The organism is Propionimicrobium sp. PCR01-08-3 (genome assembly GCF_030286045.1).
Classification (GTDB): Bacteria; Actinomycetota; Actinomycetes; order Propionibacteriales; family Propionibacteriaceae; genus Brooklawnia.
Window position 1 is genome coordinate 1962810 of record NZ_CP127390.1, and the last position, 18214, is coordinate 1981023.

Sequence of the window (18214 nt, forward strand, 5' to 3'; positions counted from 1 at the left end):
CATGCGGGTTCTTGAGCAACTGTTCGAGGCCGGCGGCGAGGTGCTGGTCTACGCACTGGTCCTCGGTGCCGGGCTTCCGACCATCTTCGCGATCGGTATCTGGGCGTTGTCTTTCGGCGCCAAGGGCGTCGATGACGTCGCAGAACACCATCCCCATCCGATCGCCAAGGTATTCGCCGGCGTCTGCTTCGCTGTGGTCATCCTGGCGATCGCGGCAGGCATCACCATCATCGTCGGTCACGGTTTCGGCATGACCCTGCAGTTCGGTTGGCCACTGCTGGTCGCCAAGTAGGTAGGCCGCTCAGGCCACGCCCCACAGTTGATGTTTGGCCTCGAAGGCCTGCAGCAGGACGCGGTTGACGGGCGTGGGGATGCCGTACTTTTCGCCGAGCGCCACCACGGTGCCCGCGAACTGGTCGACCTCGGTCCGGCGATTGGCCAAGGCATCCTGAGCCATCGACGTGAAGCCGGCGGGTCCGAGCGTGCCGAGAATGCCCACCAGCTGATCGATGTCGGCCTGCCCCAAATTCACCCCGGCGGCCCCCGCCACGTCGATCACTTCTTGTTGTGCCGAGATCATCAGATCACGCGCGGCACCTTCATGCTGGAACAATCCGTAGGGCGCCTCCAGTAGCGCCGAGGTCTGATTGACGCCCACATTCAGCAGGAACTTCCACCACAGCATCCGCTTGGCGTCCGGGCTGACGAGGTGCGGAATCCCGAAGTCGGTCAGCATCGCGTCCAACCGCTGCACGCCCTCGCTCGGCTCGCCGGGTTCGGCGTCGCCGAACTCGATGCGTCCGATGGTCGTGAAGCGCACCTCCAGCCCGTCGCGGACGGCATCAATGCCGACGCTCACCGCCGGCGGCACGCAGACCTCGGGATACGCCTGGGAGATCTCCTCTTCGCTGGTGATCCCGTTCAGCAGACTGCAGATCACGGTCCCGGGTCCGACATGGCCCGCCAGCTGGCCGATCGCCTCGTCCAGGTCGTGATGCTTCACCGCGACGATGATCAGGTCGGCGGGCGTCACCTGTTGGCCGGGCTCGGTGATCTCGAAGTCGTAGCAGGTGTCATTCACATGCACACCGTTCGTCCGCAACCTGGCAGCACGATCGCCCTCGGCGATGACGCGGATTGCTGTCCCCGGCGATGCGTCGGCGATGCAGGCGGCATGCGCCGCGCCGATGGCTCCCAGCCCGATGATGCTGACAGTGGTCACGTTTCATCCTCCCACACGCGGAGTAAGCTGGTCATTCCGGGCTTTTTCTGAGGATGGACCCACTTGAGCGAAGAACAATCCCCGAGCACGAACGAGATCCTTGCCCACGAGTTGGCTATCGAGCAGGCTCACGTCGACAAGGTCTACCGTTACCTTGCTTCCGCGACCGAAGCGGCACGCCAAGTACAGGCCGAGAGCCGCGCCAAATACCAGACCGACCGCGCCGACTGGATGCGTGAAGAAGACAGCACCGCGCTGTTCGAACGCGATGCCTTCGCCTATCAGGCGGCCAAGCGGCTCGCGATTCTGGACGCCGAGCACGAGGGGCTGGTCTTCGGCCGGCTCGACTTCACCGACGAGAACGAAGACAAACGCTATATCGGACGCCTCGGCGTGCGCGACGAGGACTACGAGCCGTTGGTGATCGACTGGCGCGCCCCGGCCGCGGAGGCCTTCTACCGGGCCACCGCCGCCGACCCGATGGGCGTCTCCCGCCGCCGCACCCTGCGCTGCCGCGACGACCTGGTCGTCAGCATCGAAGACGACCTGCTCGATGAGGAGAACTCCTCCAACCTTCCGGTGATCGGCGAAGGCGCGCTGATGGCCGCGTTGAAGCGGGCCCGCGGGCCCCGAATGCGCGACATCGTCGCCACCATCCAGGCCGAGCAGGACATGGCGATCCGCGCCCCCTACCAAGGTGTGACGGTGATCTCCGGCGGGCCCGGCACCGGCAAAACCGTGGTTGCCCTGCACCGGGCCGCCTTCCTGCTCTACACCCACCGCAAACGCATGGAGGCCGGCGGTGTGCTGGTGGTGGGCCCCACCGACCTGTTCATGAGCTATATCGAACGTGTGCTGCCGGGCCTCGGAGAGGACTCGGTGACCCTGAAGTCGGTCGGCGAGCTGGCCAGCGACGTCCTGGGCTTCGGGACCGGGCGCGTCGACGACGCCGAGGCCGCCATGATCAAGGGCAGCCTGCGGATGCTCCCGGTGCTCAGGAGGGCCGTCTTCGAGCCGATGACCTCCGGAAACATCCGCCTGAGAGTCAGCGTCAAGGGCGAGATCCTCACCTTGGAGGCGGGCGAACTGAACACCATCCGCCGCGCCGTGCTCAACTCCCACAAGGCCAATCGTGCGCGTCCGGCCGCCGAGAAGGCGCTCACCGACGCACTGTGGGCGAAGCTGCCGACCGACATCGCGGCCCTGCTCGATCTCTCCCGGGAGGTCTTCGACGACATCGTCACCTCGCAGGCCAGCTACGCCATGTTCCTCAATGCCTGGTGGCCGATCCTGACCCCCGAGGCGGTGTTGGCCAGGCTCGCCGACCCGGCACTGCTGCGGAAGTTCGCTCATGAGGTCTTGGACGCGGACGAGCGGCACGTTCTGGCGGACAGCCTGGACCACGCCAGGGACTTCATTCCGGGGACAGGTATGCATCCCGACTGGTCGGTGGCCGACATCGCGCTGCTCGACGAGCTGGCGGCGATGATCGGCCCGGCGCCGGTGGAAAACGAGGTCGATCCGGCGCTCTATCTCGAGGACGGCACCGAGATCGCCGAGCTGGTGACGCTGGCCGATCAGCTCACCGACACCCGCGAGACCGACCCCGACGATGACGGGGTGGTCACCCACGCGCACGTGCTGGTCGACGAGGCCCAAGACATCACGCCCATGCAGTGGCGGATGCTGCGCCGCCGCGGCCCGCAGGCCAGTTGGACGCTGGTCGGCGACCCCGCGCAAAGCTCCTACCCGAACGACGACGAGACCGAGCGCGCGATGCGCGATCTGATCGGACGCGGGTCCTCGCGCACCTTCCGGCTGTCGACCAACTACCGCTCGCCGGCCGAGATCATGGATCTCGCGGGCAAGGTGATCACCTCGTTCTATCCGGACGCGGACGTGCCGACCTCGGTTCGCCAGACCGGTGTCGATCCCCGGCTGCTTTCGGTGCCGGCCGACCGGCTCCCCGAGTCACTGGGCCGCGTGGTGACCGAGCTGGGCCGTCAGGTGGAGGGCTCGATCGCGATCATCTGCGCGGCCGGACGATTCGGTTCGGTTCGTGACACCGTGGCGTCCATGCCCTTGGACGACGCCGTGCGGGCCAGGCTCACGGTCGTCACCGCGCTGCAGGCCAAGGGCCTGGAGTTCGACGCGGCCATCGTGGTGGCGCCCGACGAGATCGTGGATCAAACCCCGGGTGGGATGCGGGTGCTCTATGTCGCACTCACCCGCCCGACCCAGCGCCTGGTCACCATCGATCTGGGCGATGGACGTCCCGGAGCTTGGCGAGAATCTCTCGAGTAGCCCGCGAGCGGTTCTGGGTGTAGAAGTGCAGGCCCGGTGCCTTGCCCGCCAGCAGCCGATCACACAGTTCGGCGGCGATCTGGGCGCCGGTCTCGCGCACCTGAGCGGGATCGTCCGCGACACCCAACAACCGCTCGGCGACCTTCGCCGGAATGTCGGCGCCCGATAGCTCGGCGAACCGGCCGAGTTGCTTGACGCTGGTGACCGGCATGATGCCGGGCACGATCGGCAGCGTGCAGCCCGCGCTGCGGGCTCTGCCGACCAGTTCGAAATAGTGACCGAGGTCGAAGAACAGCTGGGTGACCGCAAACGAGGCACCGGCCCGCTGCTTGCCCAGCAGAATCTGCGCGTCCAGCTCCGGTGTCGAGGTCGAGTGGCCGTCGGGGAAGGCACCCACGCCGATGGTGAAGTCTCCGCGGGAAGCGATCAGCTCGACCAATTCGGTGGCATTGCGCAGGCCGCCGGGATGCGGCTCCCAGGGCACCCGGGCACCGCCCGGCATGTCGCCGCGAATGGCCAGGATATTGGTCACACCGGCCTCGCCGTAGGCATCGATGGCCTGGCTCAGCTCGCCGACGGTCTGCCCGGTGCAGGTGATATGCCCCACTACTCGAAAATCAGTGCTGGCAAGGATGGACATTGTGGCATCCAGGGTGCGCTGACGGCTGGATCCGTTCGCGCCATAGGTGACCGACACCCAGTCCGGGCGAAGCTCCTCCAGATCGGCGATGGTGCGGGTGAGCATCTGCTGGCCGGCCTCGTCCTTCGGAGGAAAGAACTCAAAACTGAAGGTCGGTTCGGTGGCCCTGGCCAGCAGTTCACCGATGGATTCGCGAGAAGACATGGCTGCGATTGTAGTGGCGGCGCACCGGCGGCCCATCCGCTGTCTATTTCCTCGCCGTCGGCCCCGGTTACGCGCCGATAGTGTTGGGGCATGCGTCCTGACCCAGCAAACCCTGCCTCGCAAGACTTCCGCGACCAGGTTGCCGAGCAACTCGATGCCTTTCTGGAGGCCAAGCGCACGCAGCTGGTCGGTGTCTCCCCCGCTCTTGCCGAGCTCACCCGGGTCGCCGCCGATTTCGTCTCGGGAGGCAAGAGACTTCGTCCGGCATTCGCCTATTGGGGATACGTCGCAGCTTGTGGAAGCGAAGAGGTTCCGCAGGAGATCTGGCCCGCCGTCAGCGCTTTCGAGTTGCTGCACGCGGGCATTCTGATGCACGACGACGTGCTGGACGAAGCCGATACCCGGCGCGGGAATCCGACCGTGCACCGTCAGTTCGAGGCCTGGCATCGTGCCAGTCAAGGTGCCGGGGACCCGGCCCAGTTCGGGCGGGCAATGGCGGTGGTCCTGGGCGATGAGCTGATCGTCTGGTCTGACGAGCTGGTCTCAGATTCCGGTCTGGAAACCGCCGCCTGGCACCGCGCCGGCAGGTACTGGCATCTGGTGCGCACCGAGGTGAACACCGGCCAGGTGCTGGATCTGTGGGCGCAATACCGGGTCGGCTCAGACGCCGGCAACGACCCCGAACGCGTCGCCGCCAAGGTACTCGAGGAGAAGACCTCGCGCTATACGGTGCAGCGTCCTGTTCAATTCGGCGCGGCCGCCGCCGGTGCCTGCGAGGCCACGCTCGAGGCGCTCGGGCATTTCGGATTGGCGCTGGGCCGGGCGTTCCAGCTGCGCGACGACCTGCTCGGGGTCTTCGCCGCAACCGATCAGACCGGCAAACCCGAGGCCGGCGATCTGGTGGAGGGCAAGCGGACGATGCTGTTGGCCAAGGCTTTGGAGCTGCTCGACGCTCCCCGGCGCGCGCAACTCGAGGGTCTGGTCGGCAAACCGATGACCACCGACCAGATCATGACCGCACGCGATCTGGTCACCTCATCGGGGGCCGCAGGTTTCATCGAGCAGCTGATCGGGGATGACTATGCGTCCGCGTTGCACGCCCTGTCGCAAGCCGAGTTGTCCGATCCCGGCCGCATCGCCCTGACCGAGCTGGCCCGGCAATGCGTGGAGCGCCAGTTCTGAAGGGTCGCGTTATTTCGCTTGGAAGGCAGTGAAGCTGACCCGCTCCATCTCGTCGCGCCACGGGCCGGCGAGCAACTCGCGATAGCCGGCCACGTCGGTTCCCGTGAAGGCCAACCTGCGGGCTCCCGCCCCTACCGCGCGCCGGGCGCCGTCCAGGTCAGCCACCTGCGCGAACCAGGGCTTCGATGTGGGATCGGACGCTGGTGCCTGCGCTGCCGTCCGGGCCACGAGATCGATCGGCACGATGACGGCATCCACGTCCGGATCATCCAGCGCGCTCTGGCCGGTGATCCGATCATCGGCGCGCACCACCGACAGGCCATGGGAGTGGCCCCGCACGGCGCCCGCTCCGGCACCGGTGACCACCAGATCTGCGGAGGCCGACACCGCAGCCCTGGTATCGGCCTGCAACCCGAGAATCGTCTGACCGCTCTGCCGGCCGAGTGCCTTCAGCGCCGACCGGTATCCGGTGACCAGGTCTTCGGGCAGCGCGCCGGGCTGGGTTATCACGATGACGTCGGGATGCTCGCGACACAGCCGCTGCACCAGTTCTGCAAGAGTTTTCGGGTTGGTCTGCAGGCCCACCCAGGTCAGTGTCCGCGACAACCTCAGCCGCGTCTTCAGGCCCATCAGCGCATTCATGCCCCTACAGTAACGACGTCCGGGTGGTGATCGGGGATTCCCGCGACACGACCCGCCAACGCCTGGCGTTACCGGGAGCCAATACCCGCGCCGCATACACTGAATAGCGTTCATCAACTTCCCCGAGGACTATGGAGCAGCCGTGACCCAGCGCCCTACCGACAGGCTTGTTGGTGATGTGCTGGACGGCCGATATGAGGTGTTGCAACGGCTCGCCAGAGGTGGCATGGCCACCGTCTACCGGGCCTGGGATCGCAGGCTGGAGCGCATCGTCGCCATCAAGGTGATGCACGACGGGCTGGGCGACGACGCCGACTTCGTTGCCAAATTCGACCGGGAGGCCCGGGCCGCAGCCCGGCTCTGTGACGAGAATGTGGTGTCGATCTTCGACCAGGGTTTCGACCACGGCCGTCCCTATATCGTGATGGAGTTCGTCGAGGGATCGACCCTGCGCTCCATCATCACCAGGGATGCACCGATGTCTCCGCTGCGCGTGATGCAACTCATCGAACCGGTCGCCGCCGCCCTGGCCGTCGCCCACGAGGCCGGACTCGTGCACCGCGACGTCAAGCCGGAGAATGTGCTGATCTCGCACCGCGGCGAGATCAAGGTCGCCGATTTCGGCTTGGCACGCACCATCAGCTCGCAGACCTCGACCACCACCCAGGGTCTGCTGATCGGCACGGTCAGCTATCTGCCGCCAGAACTGCTCACCACCGGACGCGCCCAATCGTGGTCGGATGTCTATTCGACCGGCATCGTGATCTTCGAGATGCTCACCGGCACCAAGCCCTACACCGGGGACGCGCCGATCACGGTGGCCTACAAGCACGTCAACGAGAACGTTCCGAACCCGTCGGAGGTGCTGGCCGCCAAGAATCCGGGACAGGCCCGCCGCGAACCGATCCCCGACTATGTGGACGCCCTGGTCGCCGCCTGCACCAGGCGTAACCCGGCGGCCAGGCCCGCGAATGGACGCGAACTGCTGCGCCGGGTGCGCAGGGTGCGCAGAGCCCTGGAACGCGGCGTGAAATCCGACGATGCCTTGTGTGCGCTGGTCTATCCGGCCGCCGCGCTGCCGTGGTCGCACGCTCCCACAACCGCTCTCGATCCCGATCAGATGGCCACCTCCGTGCTGGCCGATCACTCGGCCCGGCTACCGGTCGCCGCCCAGGCCGCCCCGGTCGTCACCGCACCGAAAGCCGCCCTGCAGACCCGGACCGATCGTCGGGTCGGCTATGGCGGGAGCCAGCCTGCCGGCGCCACCCCCACGGCCGAATCCGCGGTGATACCCAGACGGTCCGAGCCGGTGCCCGCTGCACCACGCACCACTCACCAACGAATCGATCCGCCCACCCGCGTGGGCGGAGCTGAGGCTGCGCAAGCCATCCGTCCACGGCAATTCGAGGAAGCTCCCCGGCCGGCCAGCGAACGCTACCCGAGATTGTCGCGTTCGGCCACCTACCGGCGCCGCCGCGCCTTCGTGGCGACCATCGTCATCGTCTTGTTGGCGTTGATCATCGGCATGACGAGCTGGTGGTTCGCGTCCGGACGCTATGTGGCCGCGCCCTCGGTGGTCAACATGACCCAGGCGGAGGCCGAGAGTGCCGCGTCCGGAGTGGGTCTGACGATCAGTTTCACCGAGGAGTATTCCGAAACCGTGCCCACCGACCTGGTGATCAGCTCCAACCCGGGGGCCGGCGACGACATCGTCCGCGGATCGCAGATGAGCGCCGTCGTTTCGCTGGGGCCCGAACGCTTCGCCGTGCCATCACTGGCCGGACTCACCTTGGACGATGCGCAGCAAGCGCTCGCCGACGCCAATCTGGCCACCGGAACCCTGACCGAGCAGTGGAGCGAAACGGTCACCGCAGGCCTGGTGATCGACGCCGGTTACGCGGCAGGTGAGCTGGTGAAACGCGACACGGCCGTCGATCTGACCATCTCGCAAGGCAGGGAGCCCCTCGCCATCCCGAATGTGGTGGGCAAAACGAAGGACGAAGCCGTTCAGTCATTGACCGATGTCGGTTTCCAGGTCGAGTGGGGAACCGAAGAGGTCAGCAAGGATGTGCCCAAAGACTCGGTGGTAAGCCAGTCCCCCGCCGACGGCACCGGCTACCGCGGAGACACCGTCACACTCGTGCTGAGCAAGGGCGCCAACCTCACCAAGGTGCCCACCCCGAAATCCAAGGAGAAGCCGCAGGCGTATTTCGACCGGCTCACCGACGCGAAGTTCTCGCCGGAGTTTGTCTATAGTGGTGCCAACCTCGGCCCGAACGTCGGCAAGATCACCAAGGTCACCGACGAGGACGGTAACGAGCTCTCCTCCGATTCCGAGTTGCCCGAAGGCGCAAAGATCAAGGTGTACGTTTCGCTGTGATGAATGTCCTCCGCGGTGCCCGGACGGGTGCCGATGCCATCGCTCCGCTGTGCCTGCTCATCATGGCGATGCTGTGGGGTTCCACCTTCTTCGTGCTGCACGACATCTTGACCAGGATCGATGCGGCCGACCTGCTGGCCGTGCGCTTCACCATCGCTGCGGTGTTCTTCGGTCTGGTGATGCACCGCAAGCTGATCTTCACCCGCGTCACGATCCGGCAGGGCGCCATGCTGGGCCTGCTTTACGGCGGGGCCCAATTGGTGCAGACCTATGGTCTGGCGCACACCAGTGCGTCCATCTCGGGGTTCTTGACCGGCACCTACGTGATCATGACCCCGATGCTGGAGGCGCTCTTGCTGAAAGCGCGGGTGCGTCAACGGGTTTGGGTGTCGGTGGCGCTCGCCACGCTCGGCCTGGCCGCGCTGACGATCGTGCCCGGAGCCGGTGCGACGCGTTTCGGTGTCGGTGAGGCCCTGACCATCATCAGTGCTCTGCTCTATGCGCTGCACATCATCTATACCGGACGCGTGGCCACCGAGGACAAGGCGATCACGCTGGCCACCCTGCAGACCGCGGGGGTTGCGGTGTTGTGTTTCATCGCCGCGATTCCGGGCGGCATCGCGCTGCCTCAGGGTTCGGCCGATTGGGGTGCCGTGGCCTATCTGGCGATCATCTGCGGCGGGCTGACCGCGCTGATGCAGGTCTGGGCACAGACCAGGGTGTCGCCGGCCCGGGCCGCGGTCATCATGAGCACCGAACCGATCTGGGCCGCGATCTTCGCCATTCTTGTCGGCCAAGAACTGTTCAGCGTGCGCACCCTGGTCGGCGGCACAGCCATGTTCATCGCGATGGTGCTGTCGTCGATGCCGGATAAGACCGTTGTGCCCTCAATCGCCGACGCCGAACCGGCTACCGTGAGTGAGACTCTGGCCTCCTAGACCTGCCACGGCCTGGTGTCGCGGACGTCGATCAGCTTGGTGTCGCTCAACGCCTGGACGTGTTTTGCGACCAGATTCCAGCCACGCTCGTTGAGCAGGCCGTCGTGGATCAGGAAGCCTTGAGGGGCGGCCGTCGCCCGGGCGAATTCGATGGTCTCCTTGGTGGCCGCCCACGGCCCGAAGGCCGGGATCAATGCAATATCGATGCCCTCGGCTGTCGCATCCAGACTGTCTCCGGGGTGCAGGACGCTCGCCTCTCCCTCGGCGCGGAAAACGAATCCGACATTGCCGATCCGCGGATAGTCGCGGTGGATCACCGCGTGCTGGCCGCCGATGGTCTCGACGTGCAGCCCGCCGAGATCGATTCGTTCGTCGGGGCCCAGGCGCAGCGTCCTGGTCGGTAGCTCGACGATCTCGGGAACGGTCTGCTCGACGGCGACCACCGCGTCGGGGTTCGCGTCCAGCAGCTTGGGCAGCCAGACGGGATCGGCGTGGTCGGCATGCTGATGAGTGACCAGGACGGCGTCCAGATCGATCACGTCATGCCACGAAGTGGAGAAGTCTCCCGGATCGACCAGCACCCGCTGGCCGGAGGTTTCGATGAGTACGCAGGAATGTCCGAAATGGGTGATCTGCATGTCTCCCACTATGGCACGCCAACTGCTTGATGTCAGCGACCGATGCATCACAAATAGGGGTTCACTTCGGCATTAACTGCCTGCTAGCCTCAAGACTATGAGAGCAACCATCGACAAATCTGGACGGGTGGTAATTCCAGTTGCACTCCGCCGTCAGATCGGGTTGCGACACGGCGAGGTGGAAATCACGCTGGACGGTTCGGCGCTGCGTATCGAGCCGATTCGTCGCGGTCGGCTGATAAAAGACAACGGGCTGTTCGTGGTAGCTGACGACGGACCCGCCCTTACACCTGATGAGATCAGAGAGCTTCGTCTTACCGATCAACGCTGAGCTGGCACTCGAGATCGCACTCGTCCGCTGAATCGAGTGGTCAAGACGCGAGAAGCTCCCCCACGATCCGGCCCGCCTCCCGGCAACCGGCTTCGTCCACGTCGAGATGGGTGACCGCACGCAACTTGTGGACGCCCACCGTGGAGCAGCGCACGCCTCGCTCGGCCGCTTTGGCGGCGACCTCGGACGACAGGCGCTCGCCGGTGTCGACCACGACGATGTTGCTGGCAAGATGGCGCGGGTCGATGGCTTCGGGAGCCCGGGCCATCACCTGTTCGGCGAAGACCTGGGCGTTATGGTGATCATCGGCCAGCCGGTCGATGTTGTGGTCGAGCGCATACAGCGCGGCCGCGGCGAGGATGCCGGCCTGGCGCATGCCGCCACCCAGCCGTTTGCGTTGTTCGCGGGCGCGGTCGATGCGCTCGGCACTGGAGACCAGCACGGAACCGACGGGTGCGCCCATGCCCTTCGAATAGCAGACGCTGATAGTGTCGAACAACGACCCGTATTCGGCCATCGGGACCCGGGTGGCCACATGGGCGTTCCACAACCGGGCACCATCCAGGTGCATCGCCACGCCGTTCGCCTGGCAGAGTTCGCGGATCTCGCGCAGGGTTTCGACTGGATGGATCGTGCCGCCACCGAAATTGTGGGTGTTCTCGATCTCGATGGCCGCGGTCTCCACCAGGTGTGGCCCGCAGCCGACCTCCATCAGCTCGGCGATATCACTGGTTTGCGCGATACCGGGCACACCCGAGCTGGACGCCCAGGTGCGCATGGTGATGCCGTGAAGTGCGGCATGCGCACCCATCTCCGCCCGGACGATATGAGCCCGCTGATCGCAAAGAATCTCGCCCCCGGCCGGCACCAGCGTCCAGACGCCGAGCATATTGGCCATCGATCCGCTCGGGCAGAACAGGCCGGCCTCGTGCCCGAGCAGCGCGGCGGTGCGGGTTTCCAGTTCGTTGATCGTCGGATCCTCGCCGTAGACATCGTCGCCGACCGGTGCGGCGGCCATCGCCTCCCGCATCGCGGCGCTCGGTTTGGTGATGGTGTCCGACCTCAGGTCAATCATCGGGTATCAGTCATTCCAATTGGGTATTTGCAGCGGTTCGCGGCGCAGCACCCGGCTTTGGTTGAGCCGCTCGGCGATCATGAAGGCCAGCTCCAAGCTCTGGCTACGGTTCAGCCTAGGGTCACAGGCCGTCTCGTAACGCGAATTCAGGTCTTCTTCGGCCAGATGGAATGCTCCGCCCAGGCATTCGGTGACATCGTCGCCGGTCAGCTCGACGTGCACGCCGCCCGGCCAGGTGCCGAGTTGGTCGTGCACATCGAAGAAGCCGTTGAGTTCTTCGACGACCGCGGCGTAGCTGCGGGTCTTATAGCCGTTGGCGGTCTCGAAGGTGTTGCCGTGCATCGGGTCGCATACCCAGGCCACCTTGCGTCCGGTGGCCTCGACGGCCTCGATCAGGCCAGGCAGCTTCTCGCGCACATTGTCGGCGCCCATTCGGGTGATGAAGGTGATGCGTCCCGGCACCCGGTTCGGGTCGAGCCGGTCCGCCAGAGCGATGGCGTCTTCGCCCTTGCTGGTCGGGCCCAGCTTGATGCCCAGCGGATTGGTCACCCGGCTCAGCAGCTCGACCTGGGCGCCGTCAGGCTGGCGGGTGCGCTCGCCGATCCACACCATGTGGCCCGAGGTGTCGTAGGGCAGTTCGCTGCGCGAATCGATGCGGGTCATCGCGTATTCGTAGTCGAGCAGCAACGCCTCGTGGGACGCGTAGAAGTCGACCACCGACAGGGTCTGGTCGTCCACCCCGCAGGCCATCATGAATCCGAGCGCCCGTTCGATCTCACCGGCCATCTGCTCGTAGCGGTGCTCGATGCGCGAATCCTGCACGAAGCTGGCATTCCACAGGTGCAGCTGGCGGATGTCGGCGAAACCGCCGGTGACGAACGCCCGCACCAGGTTCAAGGTGGCGGCCGAAGCGTTGTACATGCGCATCAGCCGGTCGGGGTCATGGCGGCGCGACTCGGGAGTGAAGTCGAAGCCATTCACCGCGTCGCCCCGGTAAGCAGGCAAGGTGACCCCGCTGCGGGTCTCGGTGTCTTTCGAACGCGGCTTGGCGTACTGGCCGGCGATGCGTCCGACCTTGACGACCGGAACCTGCGCCGCATAGGTGAGCACCACACTCATCGAAAGCAGGACGCGCAGCTTCGCCTTGATGTTGTCGGCGCGCACACCGTCGAAGGTTTCGGCGCAGTCACCGCCCTGCAGAATGAACGCCTTGCGGTCGGCCACCCGGGCGATCTTCTCGCGCAGCTCATCGCACTCACCGGCAAAGACCAGGGGCGGCAGCTTGCGCAGATCGTTCACCACCGACTTCAGCCGATCCGGATCAGCATAGGTGGGCTGCTGCACCTGCGGCATGGCATGCAGTTCGGCTAAAGACGGGATCAGCTCAGACACGCAGCCAAGAATAATCTGTTCCGCCCAGAAGAGTTGACGCTGCCCGAACCAGGGATGAGATCAGGTGTCCAGCCCCTGCTGGATGGCGTACCGGGTGAGTTCGACGCGGTTGTGCAACTGGAGTTTGCGCAGCACATTCTGCACGTGGTTTTGCACCGTGCGATGGCTGACGAACAGCTGCTCGGAGATGTCGCGGTAGCTCAACCCCTTGGCCACCAGCCGGAGCACCTCGAATTCGCGTGGGGTGAGTGCCGGAGAATCATCGTCCGCGCCGGGGTTGTTGGCCATCCGCCGGTATTCGCCCAGCACCAGCCCGGCCAGGGTGGCGGTGAAGACCGCCTCACCTTCGGCGGTCTTGGTCACGGCATCCAGCAGCTCTTGCTTGGTGGCCGACTTCAGCACATATCCGCTGGCGCCGGCCTTCACCGCCCGGAGAACATCGTCGCGCTCACCCGAGGCCGACATCACCAGCACCTTGACGTCGGGGAATTCACCGGTCAGCATCTGGGTGCAGGTGGCCCCGTCGGGACTGGGGATATTGAGATCCATCACCACCACATCGGGCAGCGTCGCCCTGGCACGATCCATCACTTGAGCGCCCTCATGGGCGACCGCAACCACGTCGCACCCCAGTTCGGTGAGATCCTCACCCAACGCGTCAATCCAAAAAGGGTGATCGTCCACCAGCATCACGCGGACCTTGGAGCAGCTGGTATCTGCTGCCATCAGTTACCTCCTGTGCTCGACCGGATTGTTCATTATTGCCCACCTCGGGGCCATCCCTGAGTGGGCCCGGAGGCGCCGGCCGGCGCCGTTCACTCACGCTCCAGAGGAACACGGAACTCCCATTCGACCCCGGCCCCCGGCGAGGTGGTCAGATCCGATGAGCCGCCCAGGTCGATCACACGCCCGACGATGGATTCCTTGACACCCATCCTTCCGCCGGCCGCCGCGTGCTCCAGCTGCTCATCGGTGACACCGACACCATTGTCGCGCACCGAGATGATCAGGTCGTTGCCCTCTTGTTCCAGCAGCATCCAGGCGTGCGCGCCGTCACCGGCATGCTTGCTGACATTTGCCAGCACCTCGGTGATCACCCGGTCGAGTTCTTTTGCGCGGGCCGAGGCCATGTTCAGTTCTCCGGCCATCACCGAGACGGTCACGGTGTCGCTTTGATGCCTCTCCAGCATGATCGTGACGTCGGTCTTGTCGGTGTCGAGAAAACCACCACCCAGAATGTCGACCCGGCGATCCTGGAGCGTTGCGCGCAACTGGTCTTCTTGTTTGAGTGCGAGCGTGGCGAGCGTCTTGCCCCGGGGCCCCAGTTCGTTTCCTTCTCTGGCGACCATCGCCAGCACCTGCAGCACCCCGTCATGGACGATGCGGTTCAGGCGCTCGCGCTCTTCCAGCGCGGCCAGGGTGGCCAGATTGCGGTCGCGGTCGGTCATCGTGGTGCTGAGTTCATTGACGAGCAAACCGATGAAATAAGGAATGGCGGTCATCAAAAGCACATCGCCCCAGGCCCTAGGTGCGATCGAGGGCGCTTGCAAGAACTGCACCGCACCGACGACGACGCCCGCCGCCAGGCCCACCCACTGCCCGCGCCACATCGCCAGCACGGCCGGCGCCGCCAGCATCCAATAGCATCCGACGCCGAGATAGCTTTCGCGTAACACGTTCAGGCCGAGCACATAGTCCGAACTCGCCACCACCAGCAGCGTGATCACCATGTCGAGGCCCATCAGCCAGCGGTTGCGCCACTTCTTCTTCAGGTTCAGCAGACTGATGACGATCGTCCAACCAGTCACTATCACGCAGATCTCGATCAGCATCCCCGGATGGGGAACCTTCGACAATCGCAATCCGTTGACGACGAGCATGTGCACGACCAACCCGATTCTGGCCCAGCCGGCCGCCCGGTAGACGGTGCGCCGCAGCTCGGCCGCACCCGGAATGAGAGGCTCGCGAGGCGGGGCGGCTTGATCACTCATCTGGCCGGCCGGCCTGGTCGTCGTCGGTCTTCGGCAGGTGCTGGCCGGCGAGATGCCGACGTTGCGCTCTGGCGTGTTCGGTGGCCAATGCCGCTTTTTCGGCCTGCGACCGTGCCGCCTCGACGGCTTCGTCCATGATCGCCGCGTCCTGCTCGTCCAGCAGCCTGGCCAGCTCCGCTTCGGCTGCCCTGCGCTGCTCCAGGGCAGCCCGGCGTTCGGCTCGTCCCTCACGCCAGGACGCAAACGCTGCCGGACGGGTCACCTTGGCCACCGCACCGGTCGTCGCCGCGTAGTTGTCGACATAGCGGCGCCCCGCAAGCTGGCAGATCCTGGTGATCACCAGGTCGGTCAATGCGCGCAGCACGAAACCATCCAGCGCGTCGCTGGGAATGTGTGCCTGGGTGAACCGAGTCGTGTCGACGGCCTCCCCGATACGTAGCCGGTAACGCAGTTCGGGCAGTGTGCCCTGGGCGGCGAAAGGCACCAGAGCCGCGGGGACGACAGGCAGATCCTCCTCCAGTGCGAAGGCCGCGAACTGGGCGTGTCCCTTGTGTACGCAGCCGTCGGCGCTGTTGTCGCCCTCGGGAAAGACCACCAGAATCGCGCCCGCGGCGGCCGCTGCCTGCGGGCTGTCGTCCGCATCGGGATCGGCCTGCCAGTTGACTTTATGGCGGGAACGTATCGGCAGACCGCCGGCGATCACCCGGGAATCGCGATTCAGCGAAGCCGGGACCATCCAATGATCGAAAGGGCTCACCCTGTTGACCGCCAGGATGCACGCGCCATCGGGAATCCGCTCGAGGTGGTCGGCTTCGACTCGCCACGGATGCCTCAGCTGTTTCGTCAATGCTCCCGGAACAAGTGATCTACGTGATCTACCGGCCATTGCCGATCACTCCCCCACGCCGATCTCATCCGGAGTATCCGGATCTGCTTTCGCCGGCCTGAGCTCGGCGGTGACTGCAGGCCGGGTCTGCTTCTGGTTGGGGTGGTCGAGCAAGTAGCCGGCAAGGTCCGCATTCCTCAGATCGCCACGCTTGACCCGCGAGGCGTAAACGTCGACGTATTGCTGCCCGGTCAGCTGCTGGATGGCTGCCATCACCTCATTGGTGACCCAGCGAAGCACATGTAGATCATTGTCCTGGCCGGCGTACTCGCGGAAATCGATGGGCTTACCGACCATAATGCGGGCATTCTTCATCGTCGGGATGCCGATCTTCGACCGAACCAGCCGGGTATCGATCATCGCCACCGGGACGACCGGTTTGCCGCTGGTCAAGGCCATCCTCGCCACTCCGGTGTGGCCCTTGTAGAGCCGCCCATCGGGACTACGAGTGCCCTCCGGAAAGATCCCGACGACCCCGCCCGCCGCCAGCACATCCTCGACCGAGCCGAGCCCTGTGACGCTTGCGCGTCCACCGGAACGATCGATTGGAGCCTGCCCGACCGCGGTCAGGAACCAGGCCAGCACCTTGCCCTTGACGCCCTTGCCCATGAACAGTTCCTTCTTCGCGGGAAAGGTGACCGTCGGCTTGATCAGCGACGGCAGGCTGAAGGTGTCGCCCGCGTCCAGGTGATTGGCGGCCAGCAGGCAGCCGTTCTCAGGAATGTTCTCGGTGCCCTCGATCGTGACCCGGAACCACCATCTGACCGCGGGGCGCACCAGCGTCATCTTGAAGAAGCTGTACCAGGCGGTCACGGAATCCTCCTTGTAGGGATCTGCTGAGGACCCACGCTCTGCCGGGCAGGATCCGTCATTAGATTAATGCCTCAGTCGGCTGATTTCCGCCTACTGCGCGTCCGGCGCGCGGCACGCTGGGGCGCTCCTCATCTTCGACCATCGGGCGTTCCCCGCCAAAGCCACGGCCGCTGCCTGGCTCATCAGCCACAGTCGGCCACGGGCCCGATCAATTCGGGCTGCTCGCCCGCAGTGATCCACAGGTAGTGGAGGGAATGGCCCGTGTCACGCTCAGCGAGGAGCATATTGATGGCCGCCGCGCTCCAGGCATAGGCGAGTTCGCTCTTGGACGGATCCGCAAAATCGGCGTCTGCCGGCGGTGCGTCGGAAAGCGGGCAGTGATCGAGCAGGACCTGGTTGCTGGCTTGGGCTGCCGCGTCGGAGGTCTGCAACATCAGATGCTCGGCCAGGCCTTCGCTGACCCACAGTTGGCCGTCGGCCGGATGCCCGAGCCAGCTCGTGGCAGCGTGCGTCAATTCGTGGACGAGCAGCAGATTGCGCGACGTTTTGTCCGCATCCTGGGTGGTGTCGGGGTTGATCACCACCCGGGGCGGCGCGGCTGAGACAGTGTCTTCGTCACCGCCGCTGTTGGCCACCCAGGTGATCGCCCCCGCGTCGGCGAAATCGAGCGCGGAGGCTCCCATCACCTTCTCGAACGCCTCGGTGCTGCCGGGCACCTCGACCACCTGGGTGGATGCCTGCTGCACCAGATCGTCAGTGGGAGACGCCATCAAGAAGGCGGACGCTTCACCGGCCGGAATCTGCCATCCGGCGAGGTCTCCGCCGCCGACAAGTGCCACATATGCCGTGTGCTGGATGCTGATCGGTTCCACCAGCCAGATCGGTTCCGGTGACGTGCCGGATTGCCCGAGGCCGGCGATCAGGCAGCCGGACGAATCGCACTCCACATCTGCGGCGATCAGGTGGGTCGCCACGCCCTGCTCACCGGGAACCTTCCAGTGCACCCGCCAGGTGCCATCGGACCTCTCCTCCACGAGGCTCAGGTCGATCAGGTCCAGATTCGTCCACAGCATGGCGACGAATTCCGGGTCGACATCCGCCGCGAAGGTTGCGGAGAATGCTTCCTCATCGTTTTCTTGGACGGTCTCCATCAGATGCTCTGCGACGTCCGCCCGCTCGGCGGTGCTCGCCGGGGTAGGAGCCTCCGGCGCAGACGGGGTGGAGACGGCGGGTGCCGAGCAGCCCACAAGCAATGCCGCCGCGAGCAGCCCCATTACCAGAGATTGCGCGGCTGCAACTCCTGCGCGTAGTTGACAACCCCGATGGGAACCGAGCCGATGCCGACGGGGTTCGCGCACCCGATAGACCGTTCGCCGAACCACCACCACACTCCTTTTTCTTACCGCCTGACCGTGCACCGCATCGGATCAGCCATGGGCAACGCTAGCCGGGCGCGGTTCTTCGTCGTTGCAGCCACGGGAGAAGAACTTGTCACGATATGCCGCCCCGCGATCAAGCGCCCGTCCCGCGGTAGCGGCGATCGGCGAACCGATCCCGGCAGTGGCATCTGACGTAC

Annotated in this window: 17 protein-coding genes; 6 read left to right on the forward strand and 11 right to left on the reverse strand. The window is 65.4% G+C overall.

The window, feature by feature from the left end; all coding sequences use genetic code 11:
- Position 1 precedes the first annotated feature (1 nt).
- Positions 2-292, forward strand: coding sequence for a hypothetical protein (locus tag QQ658_RS09000; RefSeq protein WP_286024527.1), 291 nt, complete (start codon positions 2-4; stop codon positions 290-292).
- Between the two features lie 9 nt (positions 293-301).
- Here QQ658_RS09000 and QQ658_RS09005 read toward each other — a convergent pair whose 3' ends face one another.
- Positions 302-1222 carry a ketopantoate reductase family protein gene (locus QQ658_RS09005; protein WP_286024528.1) on the reverse strand — a complete coding sequence of 307 codons (921 nt, stop codon included), beginning with the start codon at positions 1220-1222 and terminating at the stop codon, positions 302-304.
- Positions 1223-1285: 63 nt separating this feature from the next.
- Here QQ658_RS09005 and QQ658_RS09010 point away from each other — a divergent pair, with 63 nt between their 5' ends.
- Entirely contained in the window at positions 1286-3526 is a 2241-nt protein-coding gene (locus tag QQ658_RS09010) for a HelD family protein (protein WP_286024529.1), read from the forward strand.
- On the opposite strand, the gene QQ658_RS09015 is transcribed toward QQ658_RS09010, so the two are convergent.
- Entirely contained in the window at positions 3471-4370 is a 900-nt protein-coding gene (locus QQ658_RS09015) for a methylenetetrahydrofolate reductase (RefSeq protein WP_286024530.1), read from the reverse strand. The two genes, QQ658_RS09010 and QQ658_RS09015, sit on opposite strands and share 56 nt — an antisense overlap.
- 90 nt (positions 4371-4460) lie before the next feature.
- Between QQ658_RS09015 and QQ658_RS09020 the strand changes: the two genes are divergently transcribed.
- On the forward strand, positions 4461-5552 hold the full coding sequence (locus QQ658_RS09020) for a polyprenyl synthetase family protein (RefSeq protein WP_286024531.1): 1092 nt from the start codon (positions 4461-4463) through the stop codon (positions 5550-5552).
- A gap of 9 nt (positions 5553-5561) precedes the next feature.
- Here the strand turns inward: QQ658_RS09020 and QQ658_RS09025 are convergent, their stop codons facing one another.
- Complete coding sequence (locus QQ658_RS09025) at positions 5562-6194, reverse strand: hypothetical protein (RefSeq protein ID WP_286024532.1); 633 nt, start codon at positions 6192-6194, stop codon at positions 5562-5564.
- 142 nt (positions 6195-6336) lie between these two features.
- On the opposite strand from QQ658_RS09025, the gene QQ658_RS09030 reads away from it, so the two are divergent.
- On the forward strand, positions 6337-8574 hold the full coding sequence (locus tag QQ658_RS09030) for a protein kinase domain-containing protein (protein WP_286024533.1): 2238 nt from the start codon (positions 6337-6339) through the stop codon (positions 8572-8574).
- Positions 8574-9512: a DMT family transporter gene (locus QQ658_RS09035; protein WP_286027082.1), complete on the forward strand. Its 939-nt coding sequence runs from the start codon at positions 8574-8576 to the stop codon at positions 9510-9512. Before QQ658_RS09030 ends, QQ658_RS09035 begins: the two co-directional genes overlap by 1 nt.
- On the opposite strand, the gene QQ658_RS09040 is transcribed toward QQ658_RS09035, so the two are convergent.
- Positions 9509-10150 carry an MBL fold metallo-hydrolase gene (locus QQ658_RS09040; protein WP_286024534.1) on the reverse strand — a complete coding sequence of 214 codons (642 nt, stop codon included), beginning with the start codon at positions 10148-10150 and terminating at the stop codon, positions 9509-9511. The genes QQ658_RS09035 and QQ658_RS09040 overlap by 4 nt on opposite strands.
- A 97-nt stretch (positions 10151-10247) precedes the next feature.
- On the opposite strand from QQ658_RS09040, the gene QQ658_RS09045 reads away from it, so the two are divergent.
- Positions 10248-10481 carry an AbrB/MazE/SpoVT family DNA-binding domain-containing protein gene (locus QQ658_RS09045; RefSeq protein ID WP_286024535.1) on the forward strand — a complete coding sequence of 78 codons (234 nt, stop codon included), beginning with the start codon at positions 10248-10250 and terminating at the stop codon, positions 10479-10481.
- Between the two features lie 40 nt (positions 10482-10521).
- Here QQ658_RS09045 and QQ658_RS09050 read toward each other — a convergent pair whose 3' ends face one another.
- From QQ658_RS09050 to QQ658_RS09080, 7 genes are all read right to left on the reverse strand, one after another.
- Complete coding sequence (locus tag QQ658_RS09050) at positions 10522-11556, reverse strand: threonine aldolase family protein (protein ID WP_286024536.1); 1035 nt, start codon at positions 11554-11556, stop codon at positions 10522-10524.
- Positions 11557-11562: 6 nt separating this feature from the next.
- Positions 11563-12948, reverse strand: a complete 1386-nt coding sequence (locus QQ658_RS09055) for a class II 3-deoxy-7-phosphoheptulonate synthase (protein ID WP_353057916.1) — start codon at positions 12946-12948, stop codon at positions 11563-11565.
- Between the two features lie 60 nt (positions 12949-13008).
- Entirely contained in the window at positions 13009-13674 is a 666-nt protein-coding gene (locus QQ658_RS09060; RefSeq protein WP_286024537.1) for a response regulator, read from the reverse strand.
- Positions 13675-13763: 89 nt separating this feature from the next.
- Positions 13764-14939, reverse strand: coding sequence for a sensor histidine kinase (locus QQ658_RS09065; protein WP_286024538.1), 1176 nt, complete (start codon positions 14937-14939; stop codon positions 13764-13766).
- The gene (locus QQ658_RS09070) at positions 14932-15786 is read right to left on the reverse strand and encodes a lysophospholipid acyltransferase family protein (protein WP_286024539.1); all 855 of its coding nucleotides are present in this window, start codon (positions 15784-15786) and stop codon (positions 14932-14934) included. Before QQ658_RS09070 ends, QQ658_RS09065 begins: the two co-directional genes overlap by 8 nt.
- Positions 15787-15831: 45 nt before the next feature.
- A complete protein-coding gene (locus QQ658_RS09075; RefSeq protein ID WP_502928960.1) occupies positions 15832-16611 on the reverse strand; it encodes a lysophospholipid acyltransferase family protein in 780 nt (259 codons plus the stop codon).
- A gap of 209 nt (positions 16612-16820) precedes the next feature.
- A complete protein-coding gene (locus QQ658_RS09080) occupies positions 16821-17912 on the reverse strand; it encodes a hypothetical protein (RefSeq protein WP_286024541.1) in 1092 nt (363 codons plus the stop codon).
- Positions 17913-18214: the final 302 nt, after the last annotated feature.

What these genes read in the sequence shown, in the direction of transcription:
- QQ658_RS09000 (WP_286024527.1), top strand. Translation starts at nt 2, where the DNA reads ATGCGGGTTCTTGAGCAACTGTTCGAGGCCGGCGGCGAGGTGCTGGTC.
- QQ658_RS09015 (WP_286024530.1), bottom strand. Translation starts at nt 4,370, where the DNA reads ATGTCTTCTCGCGAATCCATCGGTGAACTGCTGGCCAGGGCCACCGAA.
- QQ658_RS09020 (WP_286024531.1), top strand. Translation starts at nt 4,461, where the DNA reads ATGCGTCCTGACCCAGCAAACCCTGCCTCGCAAGACTTCCGCGACCAG.
- QQ658_RS09025 (WP_286024532.1), bottom strand. Translation starts at nt 6,194, where the DNA reads ATGAATGCGCTGATGGGCCTGAAGACGCGGCTGAGGTTGTCGCGGACA.
- QQ658_RS09035 (WP_286027082.1), top strand. Translation starts at nt 8,574, where the DNA reads ATGAATGTCCTCCGCGGTGCCCGGACGGGTGCCGATGCCATCGCTCCG.
- QQ658_RS09040 (WP_286024534.1), bottom strand. Translation starts at nt 10,150, where the DNA reads ATGCAGATCACCCATTTCGGACATTCCTGCGTACTCATCGAAACCTCC.
- QQ658_RS09045 (WP_286024535.1), top strand. Translation starts at nt 10,248, where the DNA reads ATGAGAGCAACCATCGACAAATCTGGACGGGTGGTAATTCCAGTTGCA.
- QQ658_RS09050 (WP_286024536.1), bottom strand. Translation starts at nt 11,556, where the DNA reads ATGATTGACCTGAGGTCGGACACCATCACCAAACCGAGCGCCGCGATG.
- QQ658_RS09060 (WP_286024537.1), bottom strand. Translation starts at nt 13,674, where the DNA reads ATGGCAGCAGATACCAGCTGCTCCAAGGTCCGCGTGATGCTGGTGGAC.
- QQ658_RS09065 (WP_286024538.1), bottom strand. Translation starts at nt 14,939, where the DNA reads ATGAGTGATCAAGCCGCCCCGCCTCGCGAGCCTCTCATTCCGGGTGCG.
- QQ658_RS09075 (WP_502928960.1), bottom strand. Translation starts at nt 16,611, where the DNA reads ATGACGCTGGTGCGCCCCGCGGTCAGATGGTGGTTCCGGGTCACGATC.
- QQ658_RS09080 (WP_286024541.1), bottom strand. Translation starts at nt 17,912, where the DNA reads ATGGGGCTGCTCGCGGCGGCATTGCTTGTGGGCTGCTCGGCACCCGCC.